The 21,448-nt window shown below is 70.7% G+C and carries 16 protein-coding genes; 5 read left to right on the top strand and 11 right to left on the bottom strand.

The window, feature by feature from the left end:
- Positions 1-195: 195 nt before the first annotated feature.
- Positions 196-2,010, bottom strand: coding sequence for a glycoside hydrolase family 15 protein (locus ETD86_RS13285; RefSeq protein ID WP_138666443.1), 1,815 nt, complete (start codon positions 2,008-2,010; stop codon positions 196-198).
- Between the two features lie 278 nt (positions 2,011-2,288).
- Here ETD86_RS13285 and ETD86_RS13280 point away from each other — a divergent pair, with 278 nt between their 5' ends.
- The gene (locus tag ETD86_RS13280) at positions 2,289-4,580 is read left to right on the top strand and encodes a hypothetical protein (protein ID WP_138666442.1); all 2,292 of its coding nucleotides are present in this window, start codon (positions 2,289-2,291) and stop codon (positions 4,578-4,580) included.
- Positions 4,581-4,644: 64 nt separating this feature from the next.
- Here the strand turns inward: ETD86_RS13280 and ETD86_RS13275 are convergent, their stop codons facing one another.
- The gene (locus ETD86_RS13275) at positions 4,645-5,433 is read right to left on the bottom strand and encodes an SDR family oxidoreductase (RefSeq protein WP_138666441.1); all 789 of its coding nucleotides are present in this window, start codon (positions 5,431-5,433) and stop codon (positions 4,645-4,647) included.
- Between the two features lie 181 nt (positions 5,434-5,614).
- Here ETD86_RS13275 and ETD86_RS55065 point away from each other — a divergent pair, with 181 nt between their 5' ends.
- Positions 5,615-5,824 (top strand): hypothetical protein, encoded by a 210-nt coding sequence (locus ETD86_RS55065; RefSeq protein ID WP_170223062.1) that lies wholly within the window; start codon positions 5,615-5,617, stop codon positions 5,822-5,824.
- A 304-nt stretch (positions 5,825-6,128) separates the two neighbouring features.
- Here ETD86_RS55065 and ETD86_RS13270 read toward each other — a convergent pair whose 3' ends face one another.
- Entirely contained in the window at positions 6,129-7,190 is a 1,062-nt protein-coding gene (locus tag ETD86_RS13270) for a LacI family DNA-binding transcriptional regulator (protein WP_138666440.1), read from the bottom strand.
- 393 nt (positions 7,191-7,583) lie between these two features.
- Between ETD86_RS13270 and ETD86_RS13265 the strand changes: the two genes are divergently transcribed.
- Positions 7,584-8,684 (top strand): ThuA domain-containing protein, encoded by a 1,101-nt coding sequence (locus ETD86_RS13265; RefSeq protein ID WP_246147883.1) that lies wholly within the window; start codon positions 7,584-7,586, stop codon positions 8,682-8,684.
- Positions 8,681-9,790: a Gfo/Idh/MocA family protein gene (locus ETD86_RS13260; protein WP_138666439.1), complete on the top strand. Its 1,110-nt coding sequence runs from the start codon at positions 8,681-8,683 to the stop codon at positions 9,788-9,790. The genes ETD86_RS13265 and ETD86_RS13260 overlap by 4 nt, the downstream gene beginning before the upstream one ends.
- A gap of 28 nt (positions 9,791-9,818) precedes the next feature.
- Here the strand turns inward: ETD86_RS13260 and ETD86_RS13255 are convergent, their stop codons facing one another.
- Both ETD86_RS13255 and ETD86_RS13250 read right to left on the bottom strand, forming a co-directional pair.
- Positions 9,819-12,062 carry an arylsulfatase gene (locus tag ETD86_RS13255; protein ID WP_138666438.1) on the bottom strand — a complete coding sequence of 748 codons (2,244 nt, stop codon included), beginning with the start codon at positions 12,060-12,062 and terminating at the stop codon, positions 9,819-9,821.
- A gap of 19 nt (positions 12,063-12,081) precedes the next feature.
- On the bottom strand, positions 12,082-12,951 hold the full coding sequence (locus ETD86_RS13250) for a bile acid:sodium symporter family protein (RefSeq protein WP_211370016.1): 870 nt from the start codon (positions 12,949-12,951) through the stop codon (positions 12,082-12,084).
- Between the two features lie 120 nt (positions 12,952-13,071).
- Here ETD86_RS13250 and ETD86_RS13245 point away from each other — a divergent pair, with 120 nt between their 5' ends.
- Positions 13,072-13,704 carry a TetR/AcrR family transcriptional regulator gene (locus ETD86_RS13245; RefSeq protein ID WP_138666437.1) on the top strand — a complete coding sequence of 211 codons (633 nt, stop codon included), beginning with the start codon at positions 13,072-13,074 and terminating at the stop codon, positions 13,702-13,704.
- Between the two features lie 72 nt (positions 13,705-13,776).
- On the opposite strand, the gene ETD86_RS13240 is transcribed toward ETD86_RS13245, so the two are convergent.
- The 6 genes from ETD86_RS13240 to ETD86_RS13215 form a co-directional block, all read right to left on the bottom strand.
- Positions 13,777-14,385 (bottom strand): TetR/AcrR family transcriptional regulator, encoded by a 609-nt coding sequence (locus ETD86_RS13240; protein WP_138666436.1) that lies wholly within the window; start codon positions 14,383-14,385, stop codon positions 13,777-13,779.
- An 84-nt stretch (positions 14,386-14,469) separates the two neighbouring features.
- Complete coding sequence (locus tag ETD86_RS13235) at positions 14,470-15,261, bottom strand: SAM-dependent methyltransferase (protein ID WP_138666435.1); 792 nt, start codon at positions 15,259-15,261, stop codon at positions 14,470-14,472.
- Between the two features lie 84 nt (positions 15,262-15,345).
- A complete protein-coding gene (locus tag ETD86_RS13230; protein ID WP_138666434.1) occupies positions 15,346-18,666 on the bottom strand; it encodes a CHAT domain-containing protein in 3,321 nt (1,106 codons plus the stop codon).
- A gap of 13 nt (positions 18,667-18,679) precedes the next feature.
- Entirely contained in the window at positions 18,680-19,564 is an 885-nt protein-coding gene (locus tag ETD86_RS13225; protein WP_138666433.1) for a hypothetical protein, read from the bottom strand.
- 9 nt (positions 19,565-19,573) lie between these two features.
- A complete protein-coding gene (locus ETD86_RS13220; RefSeq protein ID WP_138666432.1) occupies positions 19,574-19,957 on the bottom strand; it encodes a hypothetical protein in 384 nt (127 codons plus the stop codon).
- A gap of 91 nt (positions 19,958-20,048) precedes the next feature.
- Positions 20,049-21,065 carry an alpha/beta fold hydrolase gene (locus ETD86_RS13215; protein ID WP_138666431.1) on the bottom strand — a complete coding sequence of 339 codons (1,017 nt, stop codon included), beginning with the start codon at positions 21,063-21,065 and terminating at the stop codon, positions 20,049-20,051.
- Between the last annotated feature and the right edge of the window lie 383 nt (positions 21,066-21,448).

The raw sequence follows: 21,448 nt of genomic DNA, 5'->3' as shown, positions 1-21,448 counted from the left end.
GGGGAGGCCGGGCGGGTGGCGGAGTGGGTGAGCTGCTCGGTCATGGTCCTCGTCCTCGCGTGTGCGGGCCGGCTCGTTCCGGCCTCTTGCGTACGCTGCGAACGGGAAGACCCCGATTCGACACTCGCCGGAGATCTTTTCAAGATTTTTTGGCGAGTGACGAATCGGGGCCGGATCGGCGCGGGATCTCGCTGTTCAGCCGAGGGCGCGGTCGAGGTTGAACGCGGCGCTGATCAGCGACAGGTGGGTGAAAGCCTGGGGGAAGTTGCCCTGCTGCTCGCCGGTGTGGCCGATCTCCTCGGCGTACAGACCCAGGTGATTGGCGTAGGTCAGCATCTTCTCGAAGGCCAGCCGCGCCTCGTCGACCCGCCCGGCGCGGACCATCGCCTCGACGTACCAGAACGAGCAGATCGAGAACGTCCCCTCCTCTCCGCGCAGGCCGTCGGGGCTGACCTCAGGGTCATAGCGGTAGACCAGCGAATCGGACACCAGATCGGAGGTGAGCGCGTCGAGGGTGGACAGCCACTTCGGATCGGTGGGCGAGACGAACTTGGCCAGCGGCATCATCAGGAGCGCCGCGTCCAGGACGTCGCCGTCCTCGTGCTGGACGAACGCCTGCCGCGCGGCGGACCAGCCGCGCCGCATGATCTGCCGGTAGATCGTGTCCCGTGCCTCGCGCCAGCGCGGGATGTCGGCGGGCAGGCCGCGGCGGCCGGCCATCCGCATGGCCCGTTCGATCGCGACCCAGCACATCAGCCTCGAGTACAGGAAATTCTTCCGCCCGCCCCTGGTCTCCCAGACGCCCTCGTCCGGCTGGTCCCAGTGGTCGCAGACCCAGTCCACCAGGGCGCAGACCGCGTCCCAGTGCTCGCTGGAGACGGGCTGGGCCCACTTGTCGTAGAGGTAGACCGAGTCGATGAGGGCTCCATAGATGTCCAGCTGGAGCTGGCCGGCGGCGGCGTTCCCGACCCGCACCGGTGCCGAGCCCCGGTATCCCGCCAGGTGGCCGAGCTCGTGCTCGGGCAGGTCGGTGCGGCCGTCGATGCCGTACATGATCTGGAGCGGGCCTTCAGAGCCGTCGCCGCGCAGGCTGACGTGCTTGGTGAGGAAGGTCATGAACGCCTTGGCCTCGCCGGTGAAGCCCAGCCGGAGCAGCGCGTAGACGCAGAAGGCGGCGTCGCGGATCCAGACGTACCGGTAGTCCCAGTTGCGCTCGCCGCCGATCTGCTCGGGCAGGCTGGTCGTCGGCGCGGCGACGATCGCGCCGGTCGGCGCGTACGTGAGCAGCTTGAGCGTCAGCGCGGAGCGATGCACCATCTCACGCCACCTGCCGCGGTAACGAGAGGCCGACAGCCAGCGCCGCCAGAACGCCACCGTGGCGGCGAACTGCTCCTCCGCCTCGGTGTGCGGGCACCCCCGTGGCGGCACGTCGGTGTCGACCCGGTCGAGCGCGAACACCGCCGACTCGCCTTCGACGAGCTTGAAGGCCGCCCGCACATCCTGGCCGTCGCACTCGACCGGCACCGTGGCGGTCAGCGCGAGCGACAGACCGGCCGATTCGAAGATCGTCATATCGTTGACGAGCCGTGCGGTGTGCGGATGGGCGCCGTAGCCGAAGCGAGGGGCCACCCGCGCGCGGAAGGGGAGCGAGCCGCGCACGCAGAGGACCCGCCGGATCAGCCGGTGCCGGTCGGTCTCGCGTGGTGGGCCGGTGACCGGCATGAAGTCCTGGATCTCGCCGACCCCGTCCTCGCTGAAGAACCGGGTGATCAGCACATTGGTGTCGGGGAAGTAGAACTGCTTGGTCCGCGCCGGGGCGTCGACGGCCAGCTCGAACGACCCGCCCTGGTCGGCGTCGAGGATAGCGGCGAAGACGCTGGGCGCGTCGAAGGCCGGGCAGCAATACCAGTCGATAGTGCCGTTCGTGCCGACCAGGGCCACGCTGCGCAGATTGCCGATCAGGCCGTGCTCGGCGATCGGCAGGTAGTGGTCATCGGATGCGCCACCCATCGCAGCCACCTCTCTTCACCTCGAACATCGTCCCTTCTCCCAGCGTAGGCACGTTCAGGCGCCCGGTACCGAGGCCGCCACGCGCACCATCGAGACGCCGCCTCCCGGATCGGAAAGCGTTTGGCATGCGGTGGCAAAGTTCGGGCCAAACGAATGAATCTTGCTCGTCCTTGTCTCAGAACCGGTGGTCGCAGCGGCTAGCGTCCCGACTGGAATCACGCCATGGATGAGTCAGCCCGAAGCGAGCTCGTCTGCCGGCTCCTGCGATGAGGAGACCCATGGTCCAGGTCTACCCTCCGGCCGTCGTCCCGCCCGTCCGCGCTCTCCGAGCAAGACCACTCTCCTCGCGCCGGCTACCGGTCGCGCTCGTCGTCCTTCTGGCGATCGCGACGCTCAACGCCAATGGTGTGCCTCTGCCCGAGATCGGGATGTTCGGCGCCTACATCGTCGTGGGCGTGACGCTGCCGGGGATGTTGTGGTGGCGGGCGCTCTCCGGCACGCCGCGGTCGCCGGTGGTCGACGTCGCGGCGGGAACGGCCCTGGGCTACGCGCTGGAAGTGCTGACCTACATTCCCGCGCGCTGGCTGGACGTCCCGCAGGCGTACCTCGCCGGGGCCGGGGTGACGTACCTGCTCTTCTGCGCGGTCCCGTCGTTGCGGCGGCACTGGCCGGCCCGCGGCGAATCGGTCAGGGCGCCGCTGGGGTGGTCGTGGGCGATGGCGGGCCTGGTGGGGTTCGCGATCCTCTACAGCGCCGCCACGTTCTTCCGAAGCCACGGGCTGACCTGGCCGGGCAACGGTGCTCCGTACGTGGACATGCCCTACCACCTGGCGATGGCAGGCGACGTCAAGCATCACATGCCGGCGATGTTCGCCAACGTGGCCGGCGAGGCGCTGCATGACCACTGGTTCGTCTACGCCGACCTGGCGGCCACCAGCTGGGCGACCGGCTTGGAGCTCCAAACGCTGCTGTTCCGGCTGTCGCCGATACCGATGATCGCGGTCTTCACCGTTCTCATCGCGGTGGTGGCCCATCGGCTGAGCGGCCGGTGGTGGGCCGGCGTCGCGGCAGTGATCATCATGACTTTGGCGGCCGCGCCCCACCCGTACGGGTGGACGGGCGCGGTGGTGCCGAGCGGTGGCGGTGGGACCCTGCCCTGGCTGAGCCCCACCCAGACCTTCGGGGCGCTGCTGTTCGTCCCCCTGATGCTCGTGCTGATCGACCTGGTGCGCCACCCCGGCGGGCGGCACGGGCGATGGGTGCTGGTGGCGGTGCTGATGCTCGCGGAGGTCGGGGCAAAGGCCACATTTCTTCCGCTGACCCTGGCGGGTGCAACGCTCGTCCTCACCGTCCACCTGATCGTGCATCGCAAGGTGCACAGGGCGGCGGCGGTGTTGACGGGTCTCTGCTCGGTGCTGGTGGCCTTCGCCCAGATCGTGGTGTTCCAGGGTGAGGACAAGGGGTTGCGCTTCTCGCCCTTGCACATCATGCGGTGGCACGAGGCCGGACTCGGCCCCGATGCCGGGCTCCTTCTCCCCGGGCAGGATGAATCGCCGGTTCTGCTGCTGCTCGTTGTGACGATCTTCGTGGTGAGCTGGGCGGCGATATGGGGCGGTGCCGCGGGGTTGCTGCACCGCCGGAAATGGGTGCGAGATCCAGCCGTGGTCCTGCTCGCGGGCGTCGGCGTGGCGGGAACGGGCGCCGCGTGCGTGTTCGGGCACCCGGGGCTCAGCCAGGGATACTTCCTCATGTCGGCCGCGCCGTACCTGACGATCCTGGCCACCGCGGGCCTGACCGCCACGCTGCCCCAGAAACGGCCCTGGCTGGTCGTCCTGCCCGCCCTGGCCGCGGGAGCCGCCGCGACCTGGGCCGTCCGGTCGTGGGTCGCCACCGCTCGGCCGCAGGGCGGGGACGTCGTGGCCGAGCGGATGATCCCGTACGCGCTGCTGGTGGGCGTGCCGGCGGTCGTCGCGCTGGTGCTGGTCCTGGCGGGACGGCGCGGCCTGACGTGGTGCGCCGTGCCGGTCTTCGCGCTGGGATGCGCGCTGTATTCGGGCGGCGTACTGCGTCTGAGTCCCTTGGGGAGCACCGCGGAGCCGAAGCAGACCACCGATCCGGAACGGCCGCACGTCCCGGACGGCGGGGTGACCGCGGCACGCTGGCTGCGGCAGCACACCTCTCCCGACGCTCTCGTCGCCGTCAATGCGCACTGCCGCGCCCCGGCAGGCAGTTGCGACAATCGGCACTTCTGGATCTCCGCGTACGCGGAGCGCAGGATCCTCGTGGAGGGCTGGGGATACATCAACGGCGCGAACAGCCGGGCCGCCCTGATGGGGAAGCCCGGCATGGGCGCCGTCCCCTTCGAGGACCCGCAGCGGCTGGCGGACAACGACGCCGCCTTCCGCGATCCCACGACGGAAACGGTCGGCAGGTTGCGGGACACGTACGGGGTCCGGTGGTTGTTCGCCGACGACAGGTACCCGGTGCGGACGGCCGAGCTCGGCCGGGTCGCCGCCCTGAAGTTCCGGGCGGGCCACTGCTGGGTCTACGAACTCACCGACCCGCGCTGATCCAACGCCCCGACGGTCACCAGGTCCACACGCCCGCCCAGACCGGCTCAGGACGCGGTCTGGGTCATGCCAGGTCGGGCAGCCCCAGATCGAGGTTGGGGCGGTCGATGCCCCCGTCCACCTCCAGCACCTTGCCCGTCAGGTAGCGGCCGGCGGGGGAGACCAGGTAGAGCACCGCGGCCGCCACGTCCTCCGGCTCCCCGATCCGCCGCAGCGGCGTGGCCTGCTCCATCTGGGTACGCATGGCCTCGTCGTTCATGACGATGTCGAGCGCGGAGGTGGCGACCGCGCCGACCGCTACCGCGTTGACGCGCACGGCGGGCGCGAGGTCGAGGGCGGCCAGGCGGGTGTAGTGCGCGAGCGCCGCCTTGGCGGTGCCGTACGCCAGGTAGCCCCGGCCGGCCACGCGGCCCACGGCGGAGGAGACGTTGACGATCGCGCCGCCGCCTTCCAGCAGGTGGGGGACGGCGGCCCTGGTCAGCTCGTGCGCGAGGCCGACGTTGAACTGAAACGCGTTCTCGAGATGCTTGCGCTTCGTGTCGAGGAACGCGCGGGGGAGTGCGCCGCCCACGTTGTTCACGACGACGTCCAGCCGCCCGAAGGCGTCCGCGGCCCGCTCCGCGAGCGCCTCGGCGGTGCCTGGCACGGCCAGGTCGGCGGGCACGACCAGGGCCCGCCTGCCGGCCTTCTCCACCTGGTCGGCGACCGCGCGGAGCTGCTCTTCCGTGCGAGCGCAGAGCGCCACGTCCGCCCCGGCCTGGGCGAGCGCGACGGCGGTGGCGGCGCCGATGCCCCGGCCCGCGCCGGTGACGATCGCGGCGGCGCCGGCGATCTGGAAGCGGTCCAGGATCATGCCCCCAGCCTAGGCGCTGACTGTAACTCGTTTCAATTGGCTGTCCAGGCGCTTCGGCGCGACCGGCCACTTCGGCGGGATCATGCGGCAACCGTCCCCGATCAGCTCGTCGATCTCGCCCCAGTCCATCGCGAACTCGGCGACGTGCCCGCGTCCGGCGTCGAGTGCCGGCTCAGGCCGGATGCCGGCAGGTCGGCGTGGCGTCGTCCTGGTAGAGGGTGGCGAGGAGCGGCCAGGTCAGGGTGGCCATCTCGGCTGGTGTCCCGGGCAGCCGCGCTGGAGCCAGTCGGCGGCCACGCCGATGAGCGCGCCCGCGGTGAACGCGGCGGGCACGTCGTGCGGGGTGTCGATCGACGAGGTGGCGTCCGTGTCCCGGCACGCGGAGGCGTAGATCGCCGCGGTGACGCGACGGCGTACGTGGTCGGCCGCCCGAGGGGGTCGGCCAGGATGAGGCGTTCCGCTTGTTCCTCGAGACCCCGGGAGTCGCGGTGCCGGCCGACGGGGTCAAGGAACTGATCGACAGCGCCGTCCGGGGACCCGTGGGCGACAAGCTTCCCTGGCCGGGATCCCTAGGCGATGAGCGCGTACTCGATGGCCGTGGCGGCGGAGGCCACGGCCTGCACGGCCGCGACGGTGACCAGCGTTACGGTGAGCATGACGACGAACCTGATGGCAGCACGCATGTCGGGTCCCCTTCAGCTGTCGGTCTGCGCGTTCCGCTCTCTCTTCGGCTCAGGGCGGGACGTGGATGAGCGGTCCGGTGCGGGGCCGACTGACTGGCCCGGCACCAGCGTGCACGGGATGAGGATGTGCGGCGGTGTGTCCTGGACCCCTTCGAGCTGGTCGATCAGCGCGTCCGCGGCGAGGCGGCCAAGCTGGGGGGCCGGTGCCGCCATGACGGTCAGGGACGGCTCGATCATCTCGCCGAGCTCGCGCGTGGTCGACGCCGAGATGATGGAGAGGTCGTCAGGTACGGTGCGGCCGAGTGCGCGCAGGCCCTTGACGAGCCCCGCCGAGGCGCCCTCGTTCACGAGGATCACGGCGGTCGCGTCCGGGAAGTCGTCGTGCAGCTTGTGCGCGGCCTCCCGCCCGCCGGCCGAGGTTCCTTCCACGGCGACGACGGCGGGCGGCCGGCCGAGCGCCGCCATCGCGTCGAGGTAGGCGGCCTTCGCCCGCATGATCCGGCCGGGCTCGTTCCCGGCTTTCGTACGCTGGGCGACCAGCGCGATGCGCTGGTGGCCGAACGAGCGGAGATGGCCGACCGCCAGGTCGATCGTGGTGGCGAAATCGATGTCGACGAACGGCAGGTCGTCGTTCTCGGTCCGGCCGATCAGCGCGAACGGCACCCGGGAGGCGACGAGCCGGTCGACGCGGGAGTCGCGGATCTGGACCTCCATCAGCAGCGCCCCGTCGACGAGGCCCCCGGCGAGCAGGTGCGACATCTGCTCGTCGTCGTTCACGGGCCACAACACGAGGTCGTAGCCGCGCTCACGAGCGCCGTGCGCGGCGCTCATCACGAACTGGATCACCGTGGCGTTCGGCCGGGCTTCGAGGTCGGGGTGGAGCAGGGCGAGGATGCGCGTGCGGGAGCTGGCCAGCGCGCGGGCGACGACGTTTCGCCGGTAGTCCAGCTCTTCGATGGCCGCTTCGATGCGGGCCCGGGTCTCCGGCGCGACGCGCTTGGTGCCGTTGATGACGAACGAGACCGTGGCGATGGAGACGTTCGCGCGCTCGGCGACGTCGCGCATCGTGGCCATGGATTGCCGCCTCCCGGGGACTCGCGAAGCACTGTGACTATATCCCACACGCCCTTCATGAAAGCGCTTGACTCACTGTTGACATCATTCGGCAATGGGCGCAACATACTTCACAAGCGACCGCGGTTAAGCGGTTTGACAGATCGGTTTCCAGAACCCGCAAGCGATGAGGCCCCTCCCAGCCGCGCACCGCGAAGACACAGGTAGGCGGGCAGCTGCCGCCTTCAAGACTCATCCCTCACACGCCGTGCATCGTGCACGGATACGCCGGATGCATTCCGCAGAAGGAGTAATTCACTCTTGAAGACAGCACAGAAGCGCCGCGGAGCGGTGCCCAAAGTGACTGTCGCGGCAGCGGCCTTTCGCTCATTCTCCCCGACCGCGTGCGGTGGAGTGGGTCCCGCCGACGCCGAAGCCAAGAACGGCGCGCTCTCCCCGCCGACCGGCTACGGCGTGGGCGGGGAGGGCCTGGTGCCGTCCGTCGTGAAGGCGGGCGCGTACGGAGGGAAGTTGTACGGTCTCGCCCCCGCCGTGAACACCGCGCCGCAGCTCCTCGTCGATCTGCAGAACGACGGGTCGATGTCCAAGCGCATCCTCACGGTGCCGCGGACCGGCGACAAGGTCTCGTCGGCGGGCCGGCTCCAGCCGGCCGAGTCAGGCAGAACATCCCTGCAGGCGCCGTCAGCGGCGCGGTCAAGTGAGAAAGGAACATGCGTGAAAATCCACGTCACGGTATGGGGTGAGAACCGCCACGAGCAGGCCCAACCCCGTGTGGCCGAGATCTACCCGGACGGCATGCACAACGCCATCCGCCGGGGCATCGAGGGCTGGCTGGGTGAGCAGGCGACCGTCGCCACGGCCACGCTCGACGACCCCGAGCACGGCCTGACCGAGGAGGTGCTCGCCGGCACCGACGTCCTCACTTGGTGGGGCCACGCCGCGCACGGGGAGGTGTCCGATGAGGTGGTCGATCGGGTACACCGGCACGTCCTGTCGGGCATGGGCCTGGTGGTGCTGCACTCCGGCCACTGGTCGAAGATCTTCACCAAGCTCATGGGCACCACGTGCACGCTGCGCTGGCGCAGCGCCAACGACCGCGAGCTGGTCTGGACGGTGAATCCGGCCCACCCCATCGCCCGCGGCATCCCGCACCCCATCGAGATCCCCGCCCAGGAGATGTACGGCGAGCAGTTCGACATCCCCACGCCCGACGAGCTGATCTTCATCAGCTCCTTCACCGGCGGCGAGGTGTTCCGGAGCGGCTGCACCTTCCGGCGCGGCAACGGGAAGATCTTCTACTTCAGCCCCGGCGACCAGGACTATCCGGTGTACCACCATCCCGACGTGCTGCACGTCATCGCCAACGGCGTCGAGTGGGCGGCCGGCGACCGGTCACGGCGCGAGCTGCCGACCCTGCTCCGCTACGAGATGGGCGACTTCTTCAACGGGCACGGCTACCAGGGCGCGATGCACAACAAGGAGAGCGCCGAGTGAGTGCTTTCGCCCGCGTCGCCGATCCGGCGCGCCCGCTCCGCGTGGTTCAGGTCGGGGCAGGCTCGATGGGCCTGGCCTGGATGCGTACCCTGACCGCGTCCGACGACGTCGAGCTCGTCGGGGTGGCCGACCTCGACGTCGACCGGGCGGCGGCGGCCGTGCGCGCCATCGGCTCCGACGCCAAGGTGGACGTCTCGCTCAGCGGCCTGCTCACCGCCACCGAGCCGGACGCCGTCGTGAACGTCACCGTCCCGGCGGCCCACGGCGAGGTGAACATCGAGGCGCTCTTCGCCGGGGTCCCGGTCCTGTGCGAGAAGCCCGCCGCGCCGACGCTGGCCGAGGCGGTCGTCCAGGTCGCCGCCGCCGAGGCGACCGGCCAATTGCTGATGATCAGCCAGTCCCGCCGGTACTACGCCGCCCTGGCCGAATACCGGCGACGGGTCGCCGAGCTCGGCACGCCCGGCCTGCTCACCACCGGGTTCTTCCGCGGCCCGCGCTTCGGCGGCTTCCGGGACGAGATGGAGCAGCCGCTGCTCGTGGACATGGCCATCCACGCCTTCGACGCCGCCCGCTACCTGCTCGGCGCGGAGCCGGTCTCGGTCGGCTGCGAGACCTGGAACCCCGCCTGGAGCTGGTATCAGGGCGACGCGGCGGCGACGGCGACGTTCCTCTTCGAGGACGGCACCCGTTACGTGTACACCGGCGCCTGGTGCGCGGACGGCCTGGAGACGTCATGGAACGGCCAGTGGCGGGCCACCGGCTCCAGGGGCACCGCCACCTGGGACGGCGAGAACCGCGTCACCTCCAGCGTCAGCGGCGCCGCGGACGTGCCGCCGGGCGGCAACGAGCAGATCGCCGGGGCGCTGGAGGAGTTCGTCGCGGCGCTGCGCACGGGCGTGGAGCCGTCCGGGGCGATCGCCCGCAACCTCCGGAGCCTCGCCATGGTCGAGGCGGCGGTGCGTTCGGCGGAGTCGGGTACGCGGGTCGAGATCGGCACGTTGCTGGACCAGGCGTATCACGACGCGCTGTCCCGTCCCGTCCGAGCCGAGATCCGCGCGCGGCTGGAGTCCCGCGGACGGCGCCCTTGCCACCCGGCCGACGTTTGATCAACTTGGTCGCGCCTCGTGAGCCACGTCAGTCGGCGTGCAGGGCGGCTCGGAGGTCGGTGAGCAGGTCGGGCCGGGCGGGGCCGGGGGTCTGGACGCGGACGGAGAGAAGGCGTCCGTTCCAGGGGGCCGGGGTGCGGTAGCGGTCGGACACCGGAAGGCCGGTGTCGTGGCCCAGGCGGAGACCGGCGCCGCCGTGCTGGAGGGCGACGGGAAGCATGCCGTCGAAGGCCACGGTGCCCACCACGGTGTCGTCGTGGAGCAGGTGGAAGGCGTAGCCGTCCGCGCCTGCGGTGTGGGCGACGCCCAGGGCCTGGCGGCCAGGCGGGACGGGGCGATCCGCGGTGACCTCGAGGAGCTCTCCGGCGCGGGAGAAGGTGAAGGCCAGGCGGCCTGCGGTGACATAGAGGGCGAAGCCGCCGTGCCAGTCTCCCAGGGCGAGCAGGACGCCGTCAGGGGCTTCTGAGGCCTCCACCTCGGCGGTGAAGCGGAAGCCGCCGAAGAGCATGGGCAGGGATTCGTCGCAGATGGCGGCGGCGCCGGGGCGGAACGTGCGGTCGTCGCCCGCGGGCCAGGCGGGACCGATGATGGCGCCGATGCGGTCCACGAGGGTGTCGAAGAGCGGCAGGACGTGGTTGCGTTCAGCCTCCCGGTCCCACAGCCGCCGGAGCTCGGCGACGACCTCGGGATGCTCCGCGGCCACGTCGGTGGCCTCGGAGAAGTCCGTGGAGAGGTCGAAGAGTGCCCAGTGGTCGTCGTCGAAGCTCCGGCTTCCGGTGAGGAGTCGCTCCTCGTCGACGACGCCGGTGGAGATGTGGTCGGTGGTCGTCTTCCATCGTCCGTGGATGAGGGAGCGGGAGCCCAGCAGCTCGAAGTACTGGGTGTCACGGGGCGCGGGAGCCGTGGCGTCGTCGAAGGTGGCGCGGAAGCTGGCCCCGTCGATCTCCTGCTGCTCGATCCCGTCGACGACGTCCGGCGCCTGGATGCCGATCGTGTCCAGGAGCGTCGGGAACAGGTCGTTGACGTGCACGATCGGGTCGCGGACCGCGCCGCGCTCGCGGATCCCGGCCGGCCAATGGACGATGAGCGGGGTGCGGGTGCCGCCGAGCCAGGTGTAGCGCTTCCACAGGCGGAACGGGGTGTTGCCGGCCCACGCCCAGCCCCACGCGTAGTGGTTGTAGGTGCGGGGGCCGCCCCACTCGTCGTAGTAGGCGAGATTGTTCCGCAGGGACTCGCGGACGCCCGAGGTGAAGCGGTGCTCGTTGAAGGTGCCCTCGACGCCGCCCTCGGCGCTGGCCCCGTTGTCGGCGAACACCACGACGATCGTGTTGTCGAGCCGGCCCGTCTCGTCCAGGTGGTCGAGCAGGCGGCCGATCTGGGCGTCGGTGTGAGTGAGGAAGCCCGCGAAGACCTCCTGCTGGCGGGTGTACATGCGGCGTTCGTCGGCGCTGAGACCGTCCCATGCGGGCACCCAGTCCGGGCGCGGGGTGAGGGTGGTACCGGGCGGGACGACGCCCGCCTCGAGCTGGCGCTGGAAGATCTCCTCTCGCCAGGCGTCCCATCCCTGGTCGAAGCGGCCGCGGTAGGGCTCGGCCCATTCGGGTGTCACGTGGTGCGGGGAGTGCATGGCGCCCAGGCCGAAGTACAGGAAGAACGGTTTGCCCGGTGCGGCGTAGCGCTGGTCGTCGAGGTAGCGGATGGCGCGGTCGGTCAGGTCCTCGGTGAGGTGGTAGCCCTCCTCGGGGGTGGCGGGCGGGTCGACGTAGTGGTTGTCCTCCACCAGGTTGGGGGCGTAGTGGTTGGCGTCGCCCTGGAGGAAGCCGTAGTAGCGCTCGAAGCCGAGACCCAGCGGCCAGTGGCTGAACGGGCCGGCCGCCGAGCGTTCGAAGCGCGGCGTGAGGTGCCACTTGCCCACGGCCAGGGTGGAGTAGCCGTTGTCGCGCAGGATCCGGGGCAGGGCCGCGGCCGACCGCGGAATGCGGGCGGTGTATCCGTGGTGGTCCAGCGGGATGTCGGCGAGGAAGCCCATGCCGATGGCGTGGTGGTTGCGTCCGGTGAGGAACGAGGCCCGGGACGGCGAGCACATGGCCGTCACGTGGAACCGGTTGTAGCGCAGCCCCCCGGCGGCCAGCCGGTCCAGGTTGGGGGTGGCGATGTCGGAGCCGAAGCAGCCGAGCTGGGCGAAACCGGTGTCGTCCAGGACGACGGCGACGATGTTCGGGGCGCTGTCCAGCGGACGGCCGGCCCTGCGGAAGATCGGTTCGGAGGTCATGTGGTGCTCCTGGGAGAGATCAGCTTGCGGCCGACGGGGCGGCGCCGGTCCGCGGGGCGAGGTGGTTGAGCAGGAGGCCGAATCCTGCCGCGGCGATCATGATGGTGAGGCCGTAGATGCTCGGAGGGACGGCCAGGGTGAGGTCGTCGGTCAGGCTCAGCGCGATCGTGAGGGCCAGCGCGGCGTTGTGGAAGCCGATCTCCATGCCTGCCGCGATCGACGGGCCGCGCCCGGCGCGGGTGAGCCGCCCGACCCAGTAGCCGGTGGCGAGACTGGCGAGGGCGAACGCGACGGCGGCCGGGAAGACCGTCGTGAGGTTGTCGGTGAGGGGCGAGAGGTTGGAGGCGAACCCGCTCGCGATGAGCGCGGCCAGGGCGAGCCCGGAGATGACCCGGAAGACCCGTTCGGCGCGCGCGGCGAACCGGCTCCACTTCGTCTTGACGGCCATGCCGATCGCGATCGGCACCAGGATGGCGGCGAAGACCTGCACGATCTCCCCGCCGTGCAGACCGATGCCGTCCTGTGCGGGCAGGAAGTGCGCCAGCGACAGGTTGGTGATCGCCGTCAGGGTGACGACCGACAGCACGGAGTTGACGGCGGTGAGCGTCAGGTTGAAGGCCACGTCGCCGCCGAACAGGTGGGAGTACACTCCGGCGAGCGGGCCGCCGGGCGAGGCGGCGATGAGCATCATGCCGACGGCGGCGACCGGCGGCAGGCTGAGCACGCTGACGATCGCGAAGCACACGAACGGCAGGACGAGCAGTTGGCAGACGAGCGCGGCGGCGATCGTCACCCGGTAACGGCGAACGCGCCGGAAGTCCTCGACCGTCAGGCCGAGGCCGAGCCCCAGCATGAGGACCGCGACGACGAACAGCATGGCCCCGTTCACCCGCCGCTCCCTTCGGAGACCGTGATCACGGTGCTCTCCTCACTACGATTGAACCTGATTAAGGCAAGGTGTCTTAATCTGCGCCGCGATATTATGGTCATTTGGTAGGAAAAGACAAGAATGCGAGCGAACGAGAAGATCCTCATCGCGGCCGAACGGCTCTTCGCCGAACGCGGGTTCGGGGTGTCCCTCAGGGAGATCGCCGTCGCGGCCGGCCAGCGCAACCACTCGGCCGTGCAGTACCACTTCGGTGGCAAGGCCGGTCTCATCGACGCCCTGTACGAGTACCGGATGACGCCGCTCAACCTGCGGCGCCGCGAGCTCATCGCGGACCTGCGCGCACACGGCCTGGAGCGGGACCTTCCCGCTCTGGTCGAGGCCTATGTCGCCCCCCTGGCCGAACACGTCCTCGCCCATCGGGGCACGAGCTGGTACGTGCGCTTCACCAGCCGTTACGTCCTGTCGGGCAGCTACCGGTCCTGGCCGTACTCCAGCGACCACCACCCCGGCGTCAACGAACTCGTCGCCCTTCTCCTGCAGCGTCTCCCCGCGCTGACGGAAGAACGCCTCCGAGTGCTCAACCTCCACATCGTCGTGGTCCTCGCCGACATCGAACAACGGTTCACCGCGCCCGGTTTCGACGACGACCGGGCCATCGCGGCCCTGGCCGACCTCCGGACGACCGCCCTCGCCCTCCTCACCGCCCCGCCCTCTTCGCGCACGGCTTCCTCCAGCACGACCGGTGAATCCTGAGTGCTTTCGGGCTCAGGCCATGGCCAGCGGCCGGGACGCTGGAGGGAGGCGCCGCCGGCGTGATGCCGCACCTCAACGGGCACGCGGCTCCGGCTGGCCGGCCACGGCGTCGTGGACGACCTGGAGGATCTCGCCGGACAGGGCGGACTGTTCCGTCGCCCGCGCCAGCGTGAGCGCCCCGACCATCGCCGCGAGATCGACGATCGCGCGGCGGCGGGCCTCCGCGTCTCCTTGTTCCGGCGCGCCGTCGTACTCCGCCAGTCGCTCCACGACGCCCTCCACCCCGGCGACGTACGACTTCCGCAGCGGACTCCCGGCCGGTGCCCGGGCGGCATCGCCGGCCAGGGCCGTCGCCGGGCACCCTATGCCCGGCGAATCGCGATGTTCCGGCGAAAGGTACCGCCTGAGGAGCTCGGCCCGCGCTTGTGGCCTGTCGGGGGATTCGTCCAGGATCCGGGTCAGCATGGTCAGCAACTCGTCGAACGCCGTCGCGGCGGCGACGCCCACCAGCTCTTCCTTCGATCTGAAGTGCTTGTAGAACCCGCCGTGGGTGAACCCGGCGGCCGCCATGAGATCCTGCACGCTCATCCTGGCGGAACCGCGCTCGCGCAGCAGCCTGGACGTGGCCGCCACCACTTCCTCACGATGTTTCGCCGCGTCGGCGCGCGATGCCCTGCCCATAGCCGTTCCCTTCCTCGACATGCGCCCACCGTCACTTTAGATGACATCCATCATCCATCGAAGAGGGGCCGGCGACGGCTTCGCCTAGGATTTGCGTCCGATGCCGCAGACCGCGCTGATCACTGCCGATGGCGGCTGTTGCTCGCCCGGCGGCGGCCGCCAGAGTGGCGTGGAAACCACGCCCGGCTCCACGAGCTCGAGCCCTTCGAAGTAGTCGGCCAGCTGCTCCGGGCTGCGCAGCGTGTACGGGAAAGCCGCCCGCTCGTTGTAGAAGCTCACCGCCGCCACCAGCGCCGGGTTGACGTTGACGCCGTCGGACAGCGCCAGGTGGCTGCCGGACGGCAGCGCCGCGACATACTGGCGGACCAGGTCGGCGGCGAGGTCGGAATCGGGCACCTGGCCGGCGATGCTGAGCATCATCAGGCCGATCGGCCGGGAGAAGTCCAGCGTCTTGGCGGCACCCTCGAGGATGGTCGCGGGGTCGCGTACGTCGGCGTCGATGTAGTCGGTGACGCCCTCCGGGCGGCTGGTGAGCAGGGCGCGCGCGTGCACGAGCACCAGCGGGTCGTTGTCGACGTAGACGATGCGGGACTCGGGCGCGATGCGCTGTGCCACTTCGTGGGTGTTGTCGGCGGTCGGCAGGCCGGTGCCGATATCGAGGAACTGCCTGATGCCCGCTTCGGCGACGAGGTAGGTGACCGCTCGCCGGAGGAACTCCCGCTGGAGTCTGGCCACCTGCGCGAAATCGGGGAACATGCGCAGGAGATTGTCCCCGGCCTCGCGGTCCACCGCGTAGTTGTCTTTTCCGCCGAGGAGATAGTCCCAGACCCGGGCGGAATGCGGCTTTGTGCGGTCGATGATGGGATCCGCGTCCATTGGCGCAGCCTATACGATCTTCCTGCTGGTCTGACCCATCGGCCCGGCCGCGCGCGGTGGCCGGCACCGCTGGGAGCGGCCGGGTCACGCGCCCGAGTGCAGGAACGCCGCCCAGGCCGAGGGGCGCCCCGGCATGGCCGCGCGCATGCGGCGCGTGGCCGTGTGCAGCGCGAGCGCGCCGGGCATCCGGACCGGGGCGTCGACCGTGTCACGGAGCTCGCGATGGAAGTCCGCGGCCATCGTCGCCGCCACGTGGTCGCCGATCTCCCACAGCGTGGCGACGGCCTGGGCGTATCCGGCCAGCTGGAAGGCGGAGGCCAGGTGGATCGCCTCGTCGGCGAGCCTGGCGCTGCCGCGGGCGGTCGCGCAGGCGGAGAGGTACGCCAGCTCGGCGTCGTCGAGGCGGAGCCGGCTGATCTCGGTGACGCTCAGTGGCCCGTCGTGGAGCAGCAGGTGGCTCGCCGACGGATTGTACGGGTCGCTGCTGGCATGGCAGGCGAAGTGCGCCACGGTCGCGCGGGGCAGTGCGGCCAGCACGGCGGCGCGGGACGCCTCCGGACCGGTGAGCGCCAGGCCGTGGATGCGGGCGGTCACCTCGACCGCCTCGCCCGCGGTCTCCGGCAGGGCGGCATGTCCGGGAGTGTCAGGCATGGCCACCGTCAGGCCGGCACGACGGGACGGCACGGGGCGGGAGCGGCTGTGCAGCAGGGCCCGCAGGGTAGGCGTGTACGAGGAGACGACCCGATCGAGGACCGACGCGCCGGCGGTCGTGTGATGCCCGGCGGCGTGCAGCGGAAGGCCGTTGAGCGGCCCGGTCGGCGACCACCACAGTCGAGGCCACGACCCGTCTTCTGACGGCCCGGTGCAACCCAGTTCCCTCAGCACCGGTTCGGCCAGCACGTCCCACAGCCAGCCGAGGGTGTCGAGCACGACCTGCTGTGCCTGCCCGGCTAACAGAGCCGGGCCGGTCCGCGCGGTGCGGATCGCGTCATGGAAGGCCTCGGCCTGCTCGATCAGCTCGGCGGCGCGCAGGTCCGGCAGCGGCACCAGGCGGACGCCGTCGGCGCACAGGGCCAGGGCGTCGCAGCGGCGCGGGTTGACGTTGACGGTCACCACCGGCCCCTCGGCGGCGGCCGGTCCCAGGTCGGGCATGCCCAGCGGCAGCGGCATCAGGAACCGTCCGAACTCGGGCAGCGCCTGAATCCGGCGGACCAGCTCGCTCCACTCCGCGGCCATGCCACCAAGGCGCGCGAGCTCCTCCTGCGCCGGCTCACGGCCGACGTCGACGGAGACCGCGCGGATCCGCTCGCGCATGGCGACGAAACGCTCGGCCAGCCGGGAGTCGGCGGCCCGCAGGTTCTCCAGCTCTCTGCGTGCGTTGAGCGCGCTCGACAGCAGCAGCGCGCGCCCCTCCTCCAGCGCTTCCAGCGCCGCCGGAGCGTCGCTGTTGCCGATCGCGGACACGGCCTCGTTCGAGGACAGACGGGCCAGGCCGCTCGACCGCAGATCGTGCTCGCCCGCCGGCACCTGCCCGAGCGCCGCCGACATGGCTCGCAGCCGCGCCGCCGTCGCCCACGCCACCACGATCCGCCTGGCCTGTGCCGGATCGGCGGCGACGACCCGGCGGGCCAGGCCGGCGGCCTCCTGATAAGCCGACTCCTCATGGGCGAGCTGGTACTGCTGGAACAGCGTGTGTGCGAGGGTCTTCAGCGTCACCGTGTGCTCAGGGCCCCCCTCCGGCAGGGCGGCGAGTCTCTCGCGGTTGCGTTTCAGCGTGTCCTCGATCAGCGCGAGAGTCTCGAAGGGGGACACGAGCGCGTTGCTCATCATGGACATGTCTCCGACCACGGCGGGGGACATGTTCAGAGAACCCATCAGGGACGGCAACATCTCCATCGACCGGGTCAGCAGGGCGAGCCTCTCCTCCATCTGGCCGATCCCGCCCGGCTCGCCGGGGCGGTGCCGCCGGGCCAGCTGCGTCATGATCTGGGTCATCGCCAGCACGGGGCGCTCGGGATGGTCGTCCGGCAGCTCCCGCAGCATGCGTTCGAGCAATTCCAGCACTTCGTCGAGACTTGCCGTGTCCACCGGCGCCGAAGGCGCCCCGGCAGGGACGAACATCTGCGTCAGCATCGCGTCGAGCCGATCATCGGGGCGCAGGTGGCTGGTTCGCCGCTGCATCAGCTCGAACGCCTTGCGTTCCAGATCGGTGCCCGAGGGGTCGCGCAGTAAGCCGGCCAGCAGGTCCATGAGCTGCGCGTAACTGCCCTGGCCGTCTGACGGGGCGATGCCCAGCAGGCGGGTGACGACGGCGAGCCAGTTGTCCGGTTCGTTCGAGGCATCGCCGCTGGTGGCCGGGATCGCCTGCCCGAAAAGGGCGGTCAGTTCGTCCACGCGGCGCTGCGTCTCGGGGCTGAGCCGGGGGGCGGCGGGCTTCGGCGTTCGCAGCAGCTCAGCCTTGGCGAGCAACCTCAGCCGGGTGCGCCGCTCGGCGCCGTGCTCGGGAGTGTGCCGCACCGCCCGGCGCAGAGCGGAGACGGCCTCGTCGACGACGGCCGGATCGGCCTCGCCCGCGGCGTCCACCCAGAGCAGCAGGGAGAATCCCAGATCGGTGAGCATCTGCGGGAGGTTGTGGTCCATGTCCGTCGCGGTGTCCACGGCGAGGCGGAACAGCTCGATGGACTCGGACAGCAGTGCCGTGTCCCGCGTCCCGAGCGCCTTGGTCCGCACCGCCAGGGCCAGGCCGTTGGCGCAGCGAGCGTGGTTCCCGTGCTCTCGTGCCGTGCCTTGGAACGCCTCCCTGAGCACCGCGAGGGCTTCGTCGATGTTCGGCGGCTCCGGGCTGTCGTCTTCTGACGATGTCAGCGCATCGTTCATCATGAGCGCGTACCCGAGATTGCACAGGACCGGCGCGCGCGAGGGGTGGCCGGCCGGAAGGCGCGGTGCGGCCCCGCGCAGCAGCGCGACCGCGGCCTCGGCGTCGACGCGCCGTTGCCGCCGGGTGCAGCGTTCGAGCAGGAACATGGCGAGGTTCGAGAGCGCCTCGGCGAACGCGTGCGCCCGCTCTTCCCCCACCGGGTCGTCCGGGCCGAGCGTCTCCGCGAACGAGGCGCGTACCTGGTCGGGCAAGGCGTCCGGCTGGGCCAGATAAATGGGCATCAGGAGGACCACCGCGTTGCCCCGGTCCTCTTGGGAGCTCTCCGCACCCAGGACCGCCGTACGCAGCCAGTGCAGCAGGCCGACCGCGTGCAACACGTCCTGATCCGCGCCTTCCCGCGTGGCCAGGAAGTCCAGCAGCCGCTCCGCCTCGGCCAAGGCCTCGGGGTCGAGCACGCCGGCGGGGTCGCCGGTGCTCGACACGGTGACCAACCGGCCGCGGAGCGCGTTCAGCAATTGGTCACGCATCGTCGCCTCGCAATCAGGTGGCCTTACGGAACCTCTCGCTGACCGTTCTGCCGCGTCCCGGCCGGATGGGGCGCGTCTCGTCGTCGAACCGCTCGAGCAGATCGTCCAGGTACACGTCCACGGTGGCCTCGACCAGTTCGGCGTACACCTCGGTCTCCGCCCTCGCCCGCCGCCACGCCACCAGCGCGACGCACAGCCCGATGACGGCGCTCGGCCACCACACCACGCCCAACGCGGCGTACAGCACGCTCCACCCGCCCAGGGCGGTCGCCTCGTCGAAACGTCGCCTGCTCTCCGTGAGGGGCTCGCGCGCCGAGTCGGGGAGCAGCAACCACAGCCGTGGCCAGGCGGCGTCCAGATCCAGGCCGTACTGCTTGCGCACCCTCGTCGCGGGCGCGTGCAGCCGGTCGCCGGTCCAGGTCGGGCGGCGTGGCTCGGTCAGCGCGACGGCGTTTCTGGTCTCGGCGAGCTCGCCGAGACGAGCATGATCGCCGTCAGCCTCGGCGTTCTGGTATTCCCGCTTGAGCCGGTTCCACGTCCGCCGTCGCCGCTCGGTGAGCGCGGCCGCCAGCGGACGTGCGAAGAACGGCCACCTTCCGGCCAGCAGGTGTTCGACGGGCTTACCGAGCGATCGCGCGACGAACCCGATCCCCGTGGACGCGACGAGCAGGACGAGCAGCAGCACGGTGGTCCGCGCCAGATCGGCCTGCTGCTGACCGCCGGCCGCCGTGGTGAACTCGATCAGCCTTCGCCAGAGCAACCCGGCATCCGCCCAGTTCCGCTGCCCGAGGACGACCGCTGTCGTGGCGACGGCCGTGAACACCAGTCCGGGCAGGATGAGCACGGCGACCCACCGCTCCGCGACCTTTTTGCCGAGCTCGGCGAGGAAGCCTGTCATGCCGCGGGCTCAGTTCTCGCCCACGAAGCGCAGCGCCTGCTCGTGTATCTCGCACGTGGGTAATTCCGTGTCGACCTCGCGGTGGACGACACGCGTGCAGGTGCCCTTGGGGCACACGTAGTCGCCGATGACCGGCCTCCGCTCGGAGTTCAGCGGTGTGGGCAGCGAGGAGCGCGGCGACCAGGCCTCGTCCATCTCGCTTCCTGCCTCGGGGTGGTCGATGCCGAGCTGGGCCAGGAACCGGTCGATCGGCTCGCCGAGACGAGCGGCCCGCACCGTCCGCGCCACGAGGGCGCGGCGGTCGCCCGACGCGGGGCCGCGCAGCAGCGTGCGCAACTGCGGCAGGGCGGCGCAGAACACGGCCAGCGCCTCCTGGTCGGGCTCCGCTGTCACGGTTTCCCTCCCGAAACGGCCCTTCGACGACGAGAGAGATCCTAATCGCGCATCGACAGCCGCGCGCCGTCGCAACAGCACGGCCGAGCGCTCATTTGCCGGGTGCGTGCTGCAGGAGGAACGTTCTCGCCACGGCTTGCGCCTCGCTCGCCCTCGGGCCGAGCCAGAAGCCGAGATGGTCGTCCTCCATCCAGTGCCGTTTCGCGCCGGGTATCCGCTCGACCGCGAACTCCCCGTGCTCGAAAGGCACATCGCCGTCCTGCGTGCCGTGGATCAGCAAGGTCGGAGCCGCAATCCGCTCCAGAGGCAGACCCCGCCGGGCTTGGGCCGCGTCGTTGTCCGTGCCCGGCCAGCGTTCCTGGTAGGGGAACGTCGTCGCGAACATCGCTTCGAAGAACGCCCGCACGTGCGGCGTGCTCATGATGTACGAGACGCGCCCCGCCTGCTGCTCCTTGGTGAAGGTGCTGGTCTCGTCCAAGGTTCCCGCGACGACGGTCTCCAACGACGCCTGCGCCGTCAGCAGGGCGAGCTTTTGGCCGACGGCGTTCATGAACGTTCTCCGCAGCGGCGAGCCCGGATTGGCGGGCCGCGGCTTGCTCACTCCGCCGATGGAGATCAATCCCCAGACCCGATCCGGATGGCGTGCGGCGAAGGTGTAGCCGACCGGGCTCCCGGCCGAGACCGCGAGGACTCCGACCCGGTCGATGCCGAGGTCATCCAGCAGCGCGGCGAGCAAGTCGGCCTGCTCCTCGTTGGTCCGGCCACTCTCCAGCGGTGTGCCGAGGTACCCCGGCCGCGAAGGGCTCAGGACCCGGAACCCGTCATTCCGCAGCCAACTGGCGAACAGCCGCCCCTGGTCGGCTCCGCCGAGTCCGGCGTGAACGGACAGCAGCACCGGACCTTCCGTCCCGGACAGGTCGTACTCGATCGGGCCCAGCCGCGTCACGGCCGTCCGCAGATCGATCCGGACACCGGGGAGGAGTGCCCGGCGCGGATCGGTGTCGATGCCGCCGTCCCACAGGAGAAGCGCGACGACCCCCGCGATCGGCACCCCGACCAGCACGGCAAGCACCCACACGGCGATCTTGACGACTCTTCGCTTCCGCATCGCTTCGGCACCCCTCCGGTGTCCGGGCTCGGTTCATGGTGGCGTCCGGCGGCGTGCCGAGACGCGATGTCTCACGTGGTCACCGCTCAATGGTCGTCCAGCCCCTGCACGGTCGGCGTCCCACCAGGGGATACTTCGCTCGTACGACTCCGGGACGAGGAATCTGGCGAGCTACCGCCGCGGGAGTAGAGCCGCATGGTGATCGACCCCGACGTGATCGTCATCGCTCCTCCCGGCCGCTCTCGGCGAGGATGCCGGGTGGGTCGGCGCGGGCCTGGAAGTCTGTCCCACCTCGGCCAGGGCCGGCAGATCGAGCAGGTCAATCAGTGGGTCGGCGACGGTGACGCGCTCCAGTCGGAGGGCGAGCACGTCGATCAGGGACG

It is taken from the genome of Nonomuraea turkmeniaca, assembly GCF_005889735.1.
Lineage (GTDB): Bacteria > Actinomycetota > Actinomycetes > Streptosporangiales > Streptosporangiaceae > Nonomuraea > Nonomuraea turkmeniaca.
This window is presented reverse-complemented; position numbering and strand designations above follow the sequence as displayed.